The sequence below is a fragment of the Trinickia sp. genome, from assembly GCF_051961175.1.
Classification (GTDB): domain Bacteria; phylum Pseudomonadota; class Gammaproteobacteria; order Burkholderiales; family Burkholderiaceae; genus Trinickia.
Map to the genome: position 1 here is coordinate 20441 of NZ_JBQCDN010000009.1, position 15586 is coordinate 36026.

Sequence of the window (15586 nt, forward strand, 5' to 3'; positions counted from 1 at the left end):
ACGTTTAAAATCGTGATTCCGCTTAAATCCCCATACACAGATACTTGACGACGACGTATTCGTCGATGCCGTAGTGCGACCCTTCGCGACCGAGGCCCGATTGCTTGACCCCGCCGAACGGTGCGACTTCGTTCGAAATCAGGCCGGTATTGATGCCGACCATCCCGTACTCGAGCGCTTCGGCCACGCGCCAGACGCGGCCGATGTCGCGGCTATAGAAGTAGGCGGCCAGACCGAATTCGGTATCGTTGGCCAGGCGCACCACTTCGTCGTCGGTCGTGAACTTGAAGAGCGGTGCCACCGGGCCGAACGTTTCTTCCTTTGCGACCAACATGCTGGATGTGACGCCAGTCAGAATGGTCGGTTCGAAGAAGTTGTGGCCGAGCGCGTGACGCTTGCCGCCCGTCGCGACTTGCGCGCCTTTCGACAGTGCGTCGGCAATATGCGTCTCGACCTTCAGCAGCGCGGCTTCGTTGATGAGCGGGCCCTGCGTCACGCCCGGCTCGGTGCCGCGGCCCACCTTCAATTGCTGCTCGACGGCGGCGCGCAGCTTCGCGGCGAACGCGTCGTAGACTTTCTCGTGAACATAGAAGCGGTTGGCGCAGACGCAGGTCTGGCCGCTGTTGCGGTATTTCGAGGCGATCGCGCCGGCTACGGCGGCGTCGAGATCGGCATCGTCGAAGACGATGAAGGGCGCGTTGCCGCCGAGTTCGAGCGAGAGCTTCTTGACCGTCGCGGCGCACTGCGACATCAACAGCCGGCCGACTCCGGTCGAACCGGTAAACGACAGTTTGCGGACGAGCGCGTTGCTCGTCATTTCAGCACCGATCGCTTTGGGTTCACCCGTGACGACGCTGAAGACGCCCGCCGGGACGCCCGCACGTTCGGCCAGCAGGGCCAGCGCCAGGGCGGATAGCGGCGTTGCCTCGGCCGGCTTGACGACGATCGGACAGCCTGCGGCCAGCGCCGGGCCTACCTTGCGCGTAATCATCGCGGCGGGGAAGTTCCAAGGCGTGATGGCCGCGCAGACGCCAACCGGTTCCTTGACGACGACCAGGCGTTTGTCTGCCGTCGGACTCGGAATCGTATCGCCATAGACGCGCTTCGCTTCCTCGCCGAACCACTCGAGGAAGGAGGCGGCGTATTGGATTTCGCCCTTCGATTCGGTCAGCGGCTTGCCTTGTTCGGCCGTCATGATGGCGGCGAGGTCGTCCGCATGCGCGAGCATCAGGTCATACCACTTGCGCAGGACAGCGGCGCGCGCTTTTGCCGGCTGCGCACGCCAGGCGGCCCAGGCCGCATTCGCCGCTTCGATCGCGCGCCGGGTTTCGGCCGCGCCCATCAAGGGCACGGTAGCCAGCACCCGGCCCGTTGCCGGATTGCGCACTTCGAAGGTGGCGCCGTTTTCGGCGTCTTGCCAGTGGCCCGCAATGTATGCCTGCGTCTTCAGCAACGACGGGTCTTTCAGATCGATCGATTCCAGGTTTTGCATGTCAACTCCAACGGCGAGTATCGGGAGATCGGAAAGTTCACTCTACGCCATCGCGCCGACGCTTTCTTTCAGCACTTCTTCCAGCAGGCCGAGCGCTTCGTCGAAGACGGCGGCCTCGATCGTCAGCGGGAAAAGGAACCGGATGACGTTGCCGTAGGTGCCGCAAACGAGCAGCAGCAGGCCGCGTTCGAGCGCGCGTGCTTGTACGCGCTTGACGAAGGCCTGATCGGGGGTGCGGGTGCCCGGCTCCAGGAATTCGGCCGCGACCATCGCGCCGGGGCCACGGACGTCCGCCAACTGCGGGATCTCGCTGCGCAACGCTTCCAGGCGCGCTTTCAATGTGTCGCCGAGCTGCACGGCGCGCTCGCAGAGCTTTTCTTCGTCGATGATGTCGAGCACGGCATGCGCCGAAGCTAAGGCGAGCGGGTTGCCGGCATAGGTACCACCGAGCCCGCCGGGCGCGGCCGCATCCATCAAATCGGCCCGGCCCACGACGCCCGACAGCGGCATGCCGCCCGCCAGGCTTTTCGCCATCGTGATCAGATCGGCCGTGACGTCGTAGTGCTCCATGGCAAACAGCTTGCCGGTGCGGGCGAAGCCGGTTTGGACTTCGTCGGCGATGAGGACAATGCCATGCTCGTCGCAGAGGCGGCGCAGGCCCCGCACGAACTCGGGCGGCGCGATGTTGAAGCCGCCTTCGCCTTGCACGGGCTCGAAGATCATCGCGGCAACGCGGGCGGGCTCGATATCGGCTTTGAACAGGGTGTCGAGGGCCTGCAGCGCATCGGCCGTCGTGATCCCGTGCACGTGATTCGGGAAGGGCGCGTGGTAAACGTCGGACGGGAACGGGCCGAAGCCGAGTTTGTACGGGGCCACCTTGCCCGTGAGCGCCATGCCCATCATCGTGCGGCCGTGAAAGCCGCCGGCAAAGGCGATGACGCCGGGGCGGCCCGTCGCTGCGCGCGCGATCTTCACCGCGTTTTCAACGGCTTCGGCGCCGGTCGTGAAGAAGGCCGTCTTCTTCGGATGGGTGCCCGGCGCTCGGGCATTGATCTTTTCCGCCAGTTCCACGTAGGATGCGTACGGCACGATCTGATAGGCGGTGTGCGTAAAGCGCTCCAGCTGCTGCGCAATCGCCGCGACGATGCGCGGGTGGCGATGGCCTGTGTTCAAGACGGCGATACCCGCGGCAAAATCGATGAAGCGGCGGCCCTCGACGTCCCACAGCTCGGCGTTCTCGGCGCGGGCGGCGTAGAAGTCGCACATGACGCCGACGCCACGCGGCGTGGCGGCGTTCTTGCGGGCCTGCAGATCGGAATTCTTCACGGTGTTCTCCTCGTCTTGCCGGTTCGTTGGTGGCGGAGTCGGCGCACTTTCCGGCCGACACGGTACGGCGACTATAGCCAGCTTTGGCTCTTAGATTCAGAGCCATTTTGGCTGGGACGATGGAGCCACTTTGGACGCGACCCGCGTTGGCGCGTGTTCTTGTCTACCTGAGCGACGGCCGCATTTGCGTGCGGACCGGGCTGTCCGCTGCTCGCAAAACGGCCTATATTGAGAGTCTTACGAGGGCGGCCGTCGCGAGACGGCCTTGTCCCTCTCGATCGACGCCCGGCCCACTAGTGAGTGGCCAGCGCAAGCCTGAAATCACCGGAATGACCGCCGTTCTACCCTCGTTGCCCGAGACCACGTTCGCGGAATACGAAGAACTCAAAGCGATCCTGGACGCAGGCAGCCGGCGGATGGCCGTGCGCGTCGTCAGCGAAGTGAACGCGCGCGGACGCGTTTTTCCGATCTATGTCGCCACCCTCGGCTCGCCCGACCCGCGAGCGCCCGCCATCGGCTTTTTCGCCGGCATTCACGGCCTCGAACGGATCGGCACGCAGCTCCTGCTCGATTACATGCGATCGCTCGTCGCGCGCCTCGAATGGGATGAGCTGCTGCAAGACGAACTGCGGGCCGTGCGGCTCGTTTTCATGCCCATCGTCAATCCCGGCGGCATGTGGGCCATCACGCGTTCCAATCCCAACGGCGTGGATCTCATGCGCAACGCCCCGCAAAACGCGGAAGGACGCGTGCCGTTCCTGGCGGGCGGGCAACGGATCGGGCCTTGGCTGCCTTGGTATCGCGGCGCCAGCGGTGCGCCGATGGAAATCGAGGCCGCGACGTTGCTGCGCGTCGTGGAGGAGGAGTTGCTGTCGCGGCCGCTCAGCTTCGCGCTCGATTGCCACTCCGGCTACGGGTTCCGCGACAGCATCTGGTTTCCGTACGCGAAATCGACGCGCCACATCGGGCATTTGCCGGAAGTGTTCATGCTCAAGGCCATGTTCGAGCAGGCGCATCCGCATCACGGCTATCTGTTCGAGCCGCAGAGCATGCAGTACCTCGCGCATGGCGATCTATGGGACTACGCTTACGATCGATGTCGTGCGCCGTCGATCTTTTTGCCGTTGACGCTCGAGCTCGGCTCGTGGCTTTGGATCAAGAAAAATCCGCTGCAGATCTTGCGACGAGAAGGGATGTTCAATCCCATCAAGGCGCATCGCACCGAACGCGTCTTGCGCCGGCACACGAATCTGCTCGATTTTCTCGCGCGCGCGGCCTATGGATCGCAACGATGGCTGCCGTGCGGTGCCAGCCGCGAGCTCTTGATGACCCGCGCGATCGAATACTGGTACCGGAGGCCGCGGCTATGAGCGCATGGATCTTGCTGCGCGGGTTGACGCGCGAGGCGAGACATTGGGCGCAGCTTCCCGACCGATTACGCGCGTGTGGATTGCATGACGAGATCGTCTGCCTCGATCTGCCCGGCAGCGGGCAATGGGCGGGCGAGCGCGCGCCGGCGAGCATCGCCGCGACGACGGATTTCGTGCGTGCGCGGCTCGCGGCGCCTGGGCCCGCACCTGCACCGCCTTATCGCATCGTCGCGCTGTCGCTCGGCGCGATGGTGGCAGTGGATTGGGCGCAGCGCTTTCCGTCGGAGATCGAGCGGCTCGTGCTCATCAATACGAGCCTGCGCCGCTATAACAGACCGTTCGAGCGGCTGCGGCCGAGCGCATGGCCCCAGGTGATGCAAGCGGCACGGTGTTGGCACCGGGGCGCGCGGCGCGGCGCCGAGACGGCCATTCACGCGTTGACATGCCGCCGTATGGACACGCTCGACGCGGATCTGAGCGCCTGGACGGCGATCTACGAGGACGCGCCGCCGAGCCGGGCCAATGCGTGGCGGCAACTGGCGGCGGCGGCGCGTTTCGTGGGGCCTTCGATGGCGCCCGGTTGCCCCGTGCTGCTGCTCGTCTCGCGCGCCGATGCACTCGTGCACCCGTCTTGCTCCGCGAAGCTGGCGGCGCATTGGGGCGCGGCGTTGATCGAGCACCCCTGGGCCGGACACGACCTGCCGCACGACGATCCGGCGTGGCTGGCCGGGACGATCGCCGCATGGGTGGGGAATGTCTCGGCTGTCGCCACGCCCTCGACGAGCGCATAATCGCCCTGCCAGTTGAAGGTCAGTTGGCCGCGCCCTTTGAACGTCGAGCATCGTCACCCGCCCGCGGAGGCACCATGCTATCGAACAACGAAGAAGCCGTCGCTCATCTGCTCACGGACGTCGTCGACTATGCTCAAGGACGATGGCCGGAGCCCGCCTTCGAGGCGATCGAATCGTTTCTGCGCTTTTACTACGAGCTCGTCGATTCGCAAGACTTACAAAGCCGCAGCATCGCCGATCTTTACGGCGCGGCCATGGCGCACTGGCAGACGGCGCAGCGATTCGTGTCGGGCACCGCCGCGCTGCGCGTCTACAACCCCGTGCTGGACGAGCATGGCTGGCACTCCGATCACACCGTCATCGAGATCGTCAACGACGACATGCCGTTTCTCGTCGATTCGGTGACGATGGAAGTCAACCGCTTCGGCCTGACGCTGCACTCGGCGATCCACCCCGTTTATCGCGTCTGGCGCGATGCGCAAGGCGCGATCGCGCGGATCGAACCAGGCGGGGCGGGCAACGGCGAGACGGATTCGACGAATCGCTCGCGTCTCGAGTCATTCATTCACTTCGAAGTGGACCGCTGCACCGAGGCGGCCAAATTGGCCGAGCTGCGGGCCAATATCGCGAGCGTGCTGGGTAATGTACGTGCCGCTGTGGAGGATTGGTCGAAGATGCAAGCCGTCGCCAAAGAGACGATCAAGGCGCTCGCCGCTCGCGAACACAGCGATGAGGCCTCCGAGGCGCGGGCGTTTCTCGAATGGATGATGGCCGATCATTTCACGTTCCTGGGCCTGCGCGATTACGCGCTCGTGGCGCACGACGGCGGCTTCGCGCTGCGCGGCATGGAAAACACCGGCGCGGGTATCTTGCGCGAAAACTTGCGGCGTCCCGATGCGCCCGACCTGACACCATTGCCGCGCACCGCCGCGGCCATCATCGACGCCGAAGCGCCGATCTTCCTCACGAAGGCCAATTCGCGCGCGACCGTGCATCGGCCCGGCTATCTCGACTACGTCGGCGTGAAGCTGTTTGGGCCCGACGGCACGCTCGTCGGTGAACGCCGCATCCTGGGCTTGTATACGTCGACGGCCTACACGGGATCGATCAACGATATTCCGATAGTGCGCCGCAAGTGCGCGAACGTCGTGCGGCGCGCGGGCTTTCTTGCGAAAGGGCACTTGCACAAGTCGCTCGTGACCGTGCTCGAACAGTATCCGCGCGACGAGTTGTTTCAAGCGAACGAAGACGAGCTTTACGATATCGCGCTCGGTATCTTGCGTCTGCAAGAGCATCAGCGCACCCGGATGTTCATCCGGCGCGACCGTTTCGAGCGCTTCGTCTCGTGTCTTGTCTTCGTCGCGCGGGAAAAGTACAACACCGATCTTCGCCGCCGCATCGCGAAGCTGCTTGCCGGCGCGTTCAACGGCACCAGCGTGGAGTTCACGCCGCTGCTCTCCGAATCGCCGCTCGCCCGGATTCACATCGTCGTGCGCACGAACAACGGCGTGTTGCCGGAGGTCGATACGCGGGAACTGGAGGCGCGTCTGGTGCTCGCGACGCGACGTTGGCAGGACGATCTTGCCGACGCGCTGCTCGAACGCTTCGGCGAAGAAGAGGGCAATCGCTTGCTGCAGCGCTACGGCGATTCGTTTCCGGCCGGTTATCGCGAAGACTACGCCGCGCGCACGGCCGTGCGCGATATCGAACTGATCGAGGCCGCGCAGCGCAACGAGACGTTATCGATGAATCTGTATCGGCCCATCGAAGCGTCGCCGCGTGCCTTTCGATTCAAAGTGTATCGCTCGGGGCAGTCGATCGCGCTGTCGCGCAGTTTGCCGATGCTCGAACATCTGGGCGTGCGCGTGGACGAAGAGCGCCCCCACCTGATCGAGCCGGCCGGTTCGAGCCCGGCGTGGGTGCAGGACTTCGGCCTGGAGTTGACGGACGACGTCGAATTCGATATCGAGCGCGTGAAGACGTTGTTCGAGGAAGCATTTGCACGCGTGTGGTCCGGCGAAGTGGAGAACGACGACTTCAACCGGCTGGTGTTGCGAGGCGGGCTCGCGGCAAGGGAAGTGTCGATTCTGCGCGCCTATGCGAAGTATTTGCGGCAGGTTGGGTCGACCTTCAGCGATGCGTACATCGAACGTGCGGTGACGGGCAATCCGGCGCTGGCAAGAGGGCTCGTCGATCTGTTTCTGACGCGCTTCGATCCGGCGCTCGGGGCAGCGCGCGCCGAGCGTATCGCGGCGTTGCTGAAAGGCATTGAAACGGCGCTCGATCAAGTGCCGAACCTCGACGAAGACCGGATTCTGCGGCAGTTTCTCGGTGTCATCAATGCAAGTATCCGCACGAATTACTTTCACCGCGATGCGAAGGGCGAGCCGCTGCCGTACCTCTCGTTCAAGCTGGACCCATCGCGTGTTCCGGGGCTCCCCGAGCCCAAGCCGATGTTCGAGATATGGGTGTATTCGCCGCGTGTCGAAGGCGTGCACTTGCGCGGCGGCCGCGTGGCGCGCGGCGGCTTGCGCTGGTCGGATCGACGCGAGGATTTCCGCACCGAAGTGCTCGGGCTCATGAAAGCGCAGATGGTCAAGAACACGGTCATCGTGCCGGTCGGGTCGAAGGGCGGGTTCGTCGTCAAGAATCCGCCCGTGGCCGGCGATCGGGAAACGTTCATGCGCGAGGGAATCGCCTGCTATCAAACGTTCCTGCGCGGCTTGCTCGATGTGACGGACAACCGTCAAGGCGGCGCGATCGTCGGCCCGCCCGACGTCGTGCGTCACGATCCTGACGATCCGTACCTCGTCGTGGCCGCGGACAAGGGCACGGCCACGTTCTCCGATTACGCGAACGCGATCGCGCGCGAATACGGATTCTGGCTCGACGATGCATTCGCTTCGGGCGGTTCGGTGGGATACGACCACAAGAAGATGGGCATTACGGCCCGCGGCGCATGGGAATCGGTCAAGCGCCATTTTCGGCAGATGGGCGTCGATACGCAGACGACCGATTTCACCGTGGTGGGGGTCGGCGACATGTCGGGCGACGTATTCGGCAACGGGATGCTGCTGTCGCGCCATATTCGGCTCGTGGCCGCATTCGATCATCGCCACATTTTTCTCGACCCCGATCCCGATCCGGCCACGAGCTTTGCCGAGCGCGAGCGATTGTTCGCGCTCGAGCGATCGAGCTGGGCCGACTACGATCACGCGAAGATCTCCTCGGGCGGTGGCGTGTTCCCACGCACGGCAAAGGCGATCCCGATCTCCTCCTCCATGCAGGCCGTGCTCGGTATTACGGCTGCGGCCCTGGCGCCGAGCGAGCTCATTCGCGCGATTCTGCTCGCACCCGTCGATCTGCTCTACAACGGCGGCATTGGCACGTACGTCAAGGCGACGCGCGAAACGCACGCGCAGGCGGGCGATCGCGCCAACGATGCCGTGCGCGTGAACGGTGCGCAACTGCGCGCCAAAGTGGTGGCCGAAGGCGGCAATCTCGGGCTTACGCAGTTGGGCCGCATCGAGTACGCGCAAAAGGGCGGCCGCATCAACACCGATGCCATCGACAATTCGGCGGGCGTCGATTGTTCCGACCATGAAGTCAATATCAAGATCTTGCTCGGGCTTGTCGTCGCCGATGGCGAGATGACGGAAAAGCAGCGCAACGTCTTGCTCGCCGAGATGACGGACGAGGTCGGGCTGCTCGTGCTGCGCGACAACTATCAGCAGACGCAGGCGCTTGCCATCGCGGGGCGCTATAGCAGCGAATCGTTCGAAGCCGAAGTGCGCCTCATGCGCTCGCTCGAACGCAGTGGCCGCCTGAACCGGACGATCGAGTTCCTGCCGAACGACGAGGAGATCGCCGAACGGCAGGCGGCCAAGAGCGGGCTGACGTCGCCCGAGCGTGCCGTCTTGCTGGCCTACAGCAAAATGTGGCTCTACGACGAATTGCTCGAATCGGATTTGCCCGAAGACCCGCTCGTCGCCGACATGCTGCGCGAGTATTTCCCGAAGCCGCTGCAGGCGCGCTTCGCCGATGCGGCCGCGCGCCATCCGCTCAAACGCGAGATTCTGGCGACGCACCTGGCGAACGCGTTGATTAACCGCGTGGGCTGTGCGTTCGTGCATCGGCTGCAGGAGGAGACGGACGCGAAGGCCAGCGATATCGTGCGCGCATGCATGATGGCGCGCGAGGTCTTCGATATCGACGATGTCTGGCTGCAGATCGATGCGCTCGACAATCATGTCGCCGATGACGTGCAGGCGCGCATGTTCGTCGATGTGGCGAGGCTCATGGAGCGTTCGGCGCTTTGGTTCTTGCGGCAATTGCAGACTGATCAAAGCGCGCGCGACGTAGCGAACGTGCGTGCGTTGATCGACCGTTGCCGCGAGGCAGCGGCGCAGCTCGCGCCGCGTTGGCCGGCGTTGTTGCCGAGCGCCGAGCTCGAAGCACTGGACGCGCGCCGCAATACGCTCGAATCGGCCGGCGTGAACGCCGAACTGGCGGGGCGTGTGGCGAGCGGCGAAATATCGGCGGCGGTGCTCGACGTAGCCGACGTGGCATCGAACGTCGCCCAGCCGCTCGAACATGTGGCCGGCGTGTATTTCGCGCTGGGGACGATGCTCGACTATGGCTTTATCAACGAGCGCGCGAATGCCTTACCGACGCATACGCATTGGGACATGCTGGCACGAGCGGCGGCGCTGGCCGAACTCGCCAGGATCAAACGCGCCTTGACGATCAGCGCGCTCTCCCGGGCGCCCGAGCGCGCGACCGCCGAGACGATCGCTGCGGCCTGGCGTGAGCAGCGCGGGCCGCAACTCGCGCGCTTTGCGCAGTTGATCGCCGAGCAGCGGGCGTCCGGCGGGGCCAGCTTGTCGATGCTGCTCGTGCTCGTACGCGAGATGACGATCCTCGAACGCGGATAGGCGACCCATGAACGATCGACACGAAACGAGCCATGAAGCAGGTCATGAAGCGAGCCATGAACCGCCGCGCTTGACGAGCCTGTCGCACGGAGGCGGCTGCGGTTGCAAAATCGCCCCCGGCGTGCTGGCCGAACTGCTGGCAACGCAAGCTTCGCCGATGTCGACCACCATGTTTGCCGATCTCCTCGTGGGCAGGGAAACGGCTGACGATGCGGCTGTGTATCGGCTGAACGACGAGCAGGCGATCGTGGCGACGACGGATTTCTTTATGCCGATCGTCGACGATCCATACGACTTCGGGCGCATCGCCGCCGCCAACGCGCTGTCGGATCTCTACGCGATGGGAGCGCGCCCGATTCTCGCGCTTGCACTCGTGGGCATGCCGATCAACGTGCTGCCGCGCGAGACGATCGCCGCGATCTTGCGCGGCGGCGAAAGCGTCTGTCTCGATGCGGGCATTCCCGTCGCGGGTGGACATTCGATCGATTCGCTCGAGCCGATCTACGGCTTGGCTGCGCTCGGCGTCGTCCATCCTGCGCGTGTCAAACGCAATTCGACCGCGCGCGTGGGAGACGTTCTCGTGCTCGGGAAGCCGCTCGGCGTGGGCGTGCTTTCGGCCGCGCTGAAGAAGAATGCGCTCGATCGGGCCGGATATGACGCGATGATCGATTCGACGACGCAGCTCAATCGCCCCGGTATGACGCTTGCCGAGATGCCCGACGTACACGCGTTGACGGACGTGACAGGGTTCGGGCTGCTGGGGCATGCATTGGAACTCGCGCGCGGCGCCACCTTCGGTATTCGTCTGCAGTATCGCGATTTGCCGTGGATCGAGGGCGTCGAGGCGTTGGCCCGGGGTGGCATCGTGACGGGGGCATCCGCTCGCAATTGGGCTTCCTACGGGGATCACGTTGAACTCGATGCGGCGCTGCCCGAGGTGGCACGCGCCTTGCTGACCGATCCCCAGACCTCGGGCGGCCTGCTCGTCGCGTGCGCCCCGGGCGCTGTCGACCGCGTACTGGCTTGCTTCCACGCCGAGGGATTCCTGCGTGCCGCGGCAATCGGCGAAGTCATCGGGGGCGCGCCGCGCATCGTCGTGGCTTGAGGGTCGGAACGCATCGCGGGCTCATTTCGGGATCGTTCGCGCGAGAACGAAGTCACAGGGGATGGAAGCCGGGCGGCGCGTGGATGCACGGGCCCGGGCTCCCGCTCCTGTTGGCGTTTCTTCCTCACGTCTTTATGCATAAATTCCTGTCCGTCGTTCTGTTGTTGCTCTCGTTTTGTGTGTCCTCCGCTGAAGCCGCATCCACTGCGGCGTCATCGCCGGCGGCGGCGCAGCCCGTCTCGAACCCATCCAGTGTCGTTTTGACGCCCGATCAGGCCAAGCATGCATTGCAAGTGCTCGGCGATCCGAAATCGCGTGCCCAAATGGAAGACACGCTCCGCGCGATCGCGGCAGCGGGGGCCCTGGCCACGCCGCCCGTAGCCAGCGCACCGGCGGCCGCTTCCGCGACAGGCGCGTCGGGTGTCTTGTCCGCGATTGCATCGTCGAATGGGCTCGTCTCCCAGGTGTCGCATCAAGTGGTGCACGCCATCCGCGAGGTCGGGACTTCGTTGCGCCATTCCGCAGGCGCATTGCTCGATGTTCGCTCCGTCCGCGCCTGGTGGGGCTACGAAATTACGAGCCAGGAGGGGCGTGCGCAGCTCGAGCAATTGGGTTGGACGCTCGTTGCGACGTTCGTGCCAGCATGGCTGGTCAGCTGGCTCTTTACGTGGCTGCTACGAAAGCGCGTGACGGTATTGGCTGTCGGTACGGCCGAGGCCGATTCGCAGGCCGCCGCCGGAAGAGAGAACGCCAATGCCAATGCCAATGCCAATGCCAATGCCAACGCGCAAGCCGACGCCGACGTGCGTTCGCTCAATGCGAACGTCCCCGCAACCAGCATCGACGAGCACGCGGTGCGAGCGGCCCGCGAGCAGCGCAATGCGGTCCACGCGGGGCGGCAGTGGTCGTTGCTGCAGCGCCTGCCGTATGCGCTGCTGCACACTTTGCTTCAAGCGATCCCGCTCGCGGCATTCATCGGGGTGTCATTCGTGGCGATGTCGCTGCTGACGGACGACGGCACGGCGGAGGCCGATGTCGTCGAAACGCTTATCGAGATCTACGTTATTGCGCGCGCGCTCGTGCTCGCGAGCGGCTTCTTGTTTGCCGGCAACGCGCCGAGGCTGCGCATGCTGCCGCTCGGCGACACATGGGCTGCCTTCAGCGACCGCTGGGTGGTGCGCTTCGTTGTCGTACTCGGCATCGGTGTGGCGCTGGCCGAGACGCCTGTTTCCCTGGGCCTCACCGCGGAGGCGCACCTCGGTATCGAAAAGGCCGTGGCGCTCGTCGGCCACGTGTTGATCGCGATGCTGATCTTGCAGATCCGCCGCCCCGTCGCCGATTGGCTGCGATCGAAGTGCGCGAGCTCGGGGTTGCTGCGGTTCTTCGCCAACTGGCTGGCCGATATCTGGGCGATCGTCGCGATATTTGTCGTGATGGCGCTCTGGTTTATCTGGGCGCTCGATGTGCGCAACGGCTATCAAGCCTTGCTCGAACACGGCGGGATGTCGCTGTTGATCCTCGTAGGGGCGCGCGTCGTCGCGATCGTCACGCTCGGCGTGCTCGGGCGTATCTTCAAGCCTCGCGACGGCGTGACGCCGTCCATCGCACTGCAGCGCGCACAACGCTACTACCCTTGGCTGCGCCGTCTGGTCGCGCTAATCGTCCTGCTGGCAGCCGCTGCACTCATCCTGCGGGTGTGGGATATCAACGTGTGGCACTTATTCGCCGGCAACTTCGTCGGCCGCCGCCTGGTTTCGGCCTGCGTGACGATCGCCATCGCGGCTTTCATCGCGCTGGTGGTGTGGGAGGCGATCAACGTCTCGATCGAGCGACGGCTGCATCGCTGGACCGACGCGGGCGACCTCATGCGCGCGGCGCGCTTGCGCACGTTGCTGCCGATGCTGCGCACGGCGCTGCTGGTCGGCATTGTGCTGGTGATCGGATTGACGGGCCTGAGCGAAATCGGCGTCAACATTGGGCCGCTGCTCGCCGGCGCGAGTATTTTTGGTGTGGCGCTCGGTTTCGGCTCGCAAAAGCTCGTGCAGGATTTCATCACCGGGATGTTCTTGCTGATGGAAAACGCCATGCAGGTTGGCGATTGGGTAACGGTGGCCGGGCTATCGGGAACGGTCGAATATTTGTCGATTCGCACGGTGCGGTTGCGCGGCGGCGATGGCGCTTTGCATACGGTGCCGTTCAGTTCCGTATCGACGGTCACCAATTCGAACCGGGGGCTCGGCAACGCATCCGTCAAGGTCAGCATCGCGTATGGCCAGGACATCGAGCTCGCCGCCAAGACGCTCGGCGAAATCGGCGCTCAAATGCGCGACGACCCGAAGTTCAAGGACGGCATCATCAGCGATTTCAGCCTGTGGGGCGTGGATCAGGTGGACGGGTCGATGGTGACGCTCGTCGGCCAGATGCAGTGCCGCGACACGGCGCGCTGGCCGATCCAGCGCGAATTCAATCGGCGTATCGCCGAGTTGTTCCGCGAGCGTGACATCGTCATCGCGAATCCGCTGCGCAACGTGTTCGTGCCGCCGAAAGACGGGCTGAAAGTGGCCGTGGCGGACGCGAATGGCCATGCAAAGGAAGAAGCGGAAGGCGGAACCAGGAGCGAGGACGCGGACGTATCCCGGGACCCGTCCAAGGACGAAGTCAAGCAAGGCATCAACGACGCCAAAGGGCAGGCGGGGCCCGACGACAGAGCGCAGGGCAAGCGGCCCTCTTCCGATCGATGACGTGTGAAAGGCGTACCTCTATACTGACGCGCGCAGTCCCAGCGTCAGCGAGCGGTTCTCTCCGACTAATCACGAAATCAAAGGAAACGCCCATGCTTATTCGCACTCTCATCTCGATCGGCGCCATCGCGCTGACGGCTTGCGCGGCCACGGTCTCGAGCGCGCAAGAAAACGACACCAGCTTTGCCGAGCACGGCTCGCACGGCCGGCATGTCAAGGTGATGATCATTTCGATGTTCGCGCCGGAAGGTCAGGTCTGGCTCGATCATCTCGGGCCGTGGGAGTCGATCCCCGTGGCGGGCCTGTCGCCCGATTATCCCGATGTCCACTGCAATAAGCAGGATGTGTGCGTGATGACGACCGGGATGGGTCATGCCAACGCGGCGGCATCGACGATGGCGCTCACGTTTTCTTCGAAGTTCGATCTGCGCCATACGTACTTTCTGATCGCCGGGATCGCCGGCATCGACCCGCAGCAGGGCACGATCGGATCTGCCGCATGGGCGAAATACCTCGTCGATTTCGGCATCCAATGGGAACTCGACGGGCGCGAAATTCCTCCGGGCTGGAACACGGGTTATCTCGGCATCAATACGACGAACCCGAACCAGAAGCCGCCGCTCGATTACAAGACCGAGGTGTTCCAACTCAATCCGCAGCTATCCGATGCGGCCTACGCGTTATCGCGTAACGTCGTGCTGACCGACAGCGCACAAGCGCAGGCGGCGCGCGCGAAGTTCAGCTACGCGCCGGCCAATCAGCCGCCGTCGGTGATCCAATGCGATACGCTCGCGGGCGATACGTGGTTTTCTGGCACGGACCTCGGCCAGCGCGCACGCGATTGGACAAAAATCATGACGGACGGCAAGGGCACCTATTGCACGACACAGCAAGAGGACAACGCGACGTTTGAGGCGCTGACGCGCGCAGCCAATGCGCATCGTGTCGATCTTGCGCGGGTGGCCGATCTGCGTACGGGTTCCGATTTCGATCGCCCCTATGCTGGCCAGACGAGCGCCGACAATCTGCTCAACTACGCCGCGCAGGGCGGGTTCACGCCTGCGGTCGCAAACTTGTTCGTGACCGGCAATCCGCTCGTGCAGGCGATTGCGACGCATTGGAGCGAATGGCGAGACGGCGTGCCGCAACACTGAGCGTATCGGCCGGGGCGGATAGCTGTCTTTTCTTGCCGTCGCGGAGAAGGCTTTGAACGCGCTTAAGCCCGCTTAGGCGCGGAACGATCGCTTCGCTCGCGTCGGCGGTATTTCGCTCCTTGGGATAGCGCACGTGAGCGCACGCGCGTCTAATCGGCTACTTCAGACAGCTCGCTGGCCGAGAGCGTCGATAGCACTGAGCGCATGGGTCAGCGAAATCGAATCGTTCCGTCGCCTTCCCATGCAACCCTTACACAATCTTGGTGGCCTACCCGCTGCCGCACCAGTGACCGGTTCGCCCGAATCGCCGCCGACATCGAGCTTAGCGGACGCGCCGGGCGCCACCGATCACGGCAAGAAGCGCAACCGAGATGTTGCGTTCGGCAGCCTCGGGCCGTTCGAGCGACGTTCGTCGCCGCCTACGGAGGCGGCATCGAGGGAGGAAGCGCGGCTACCGTTCGCCGCGTCGCGTCGCGTTTTCGATTCGCGCGCGCAATCCGGCGAACACAAGATCGCCGCGCAATCGCAATCCCAATCGGCGGAAGCGACCGAAATGACCGAAGCGATCGACGCAGTGTCACGGATTCGGCAGCGTTTCCAAACACTTCTCGACGCAAACTGGGCGCCCGATCAGAGCAAGACCGTGTTCGATGGGGACTTCGACCGGGCGATG

At 64.3% G+C, this 15586-nt stretch carries 9 protein-coding genes; 7 read left to right on the forward strand and 2 right to left on the reverse strand.

The window, feature by feature from the left end:
* Positions 1-22: 22 nt before the first annotated feature.
* Both ACTHL0_RS00620 and ACTHL0_RS00625 read right to left on the reverse strand, forming a co-directional pair.
* Entirely contained in the window at positions 23-1492 is a 1470-nt protein-coding gene (locus tag ACTHL0_RS00620; RefSeq protein WP_440564614.1) for an NAD-dependent succinate-semialdehyde dehydrogenase, read from the reverse strand.
* Positions 1493-1534: 42 nt separating this feature from the next.
* Positions 1535-2818 (reverse strand): 4-aminobutyrate--2-oxoglutarate transaminase, encoded by a 1284-nt coding sequence (locus tag ACTHL0_RS00625; protein WP_440564615.1) that lies wholly within the window; start codon positions 2816-2818, stop codon positions 1535-1537.
* 329 nt (positions 2819-3147) lie between these two features.
* Between ACTHL0_RS00625 and ACTHL0_RS00630 the strand changes: the two genes are divergently transcribed.
* The 7 genes from ACTHL0_RS00630 to ACTHL0_RS00660 form a co-directional block, all read left to right on the forward strand.
* On the forward strand, positions 3148-4188 hold the full coding sequence (locus ACTHL0_RS00630) for a M14 family zinc carboxypeptidase (protein ID WP_440564616.1): 1041 nt from the start codon (positions 3148-3150) through the stop codon (positions 4186-4188).
* Positions 4185-4979, forward strand: a complete 795-nt coding sequence (locus tag ACTHL0_RS00635; RefSeq protein ID WP_440564617.1) for an alpha/beta fold hydrolase — start codon at positions 4185-4187, stop codon at positions 4977-4979. Before ACTHL0_RS00630 ends, ACTHL0_RS00635 begins: the two co-directional genes overlap by 4 nt.
* Positions 4980-5053: 74 nt before the next feature.
* A complete protein-coding gene (locus ACTHL0_RS00640; protein ID WP_440564618.1) occupies positions 5054-9913 on the forward strand; it encodes an NAD-glutamate dehydrogenase in 4860 nt (1619 codons plus the stop codon).
* 7 nt (positions 9914-9920) lie between these two features.
* Positions 9921-11018: a selenide, water dikinase SelD gene (gene selD / locus ACTHL0_RS00645; RefSeq protein ID WP_440564619.1), complete on the forward strand. Its 1098-nt coding sequence runs from the start codon at positions 9921-9923 to the stop codon at positions 11016-11018.
* Positions 11019-11152: 134 nt separating this feature from the next.
* The gene (locus ACTHL0_RS00650; RefSeq protein WP_440564620.1) at positions 11153-13759 is read left to right on the forward strand and encodes a mechanosensitive ion channel family protein; all 2607 of its coding nucleotides are present in this window, start codon (positions 11153-11155) and stop codon (positions 13757-13759) included.
* Between the two features lie 92 nt (positions 13760-13851).
* Positions 13852-14913, forward strand: a complete 1062-nt coding sequence (locus ACTHL0_RS00655) for a purine-nucleoside phosphorylase (RefSeq protein WP_440564622.1) — start codon at positions 13852-13854, stop codon at positions 14911-14913.
* A gap of 241 nt (positions 14914-15154) precedes the next feature.
* Positions 15155-15586, forward strand: a 432-nt coding sequence (locus ACTHL0_RS00660) for a hypothetical protein (protein WP_440564623.1), incomplete at its 3' end; no start/stop codon positions are given.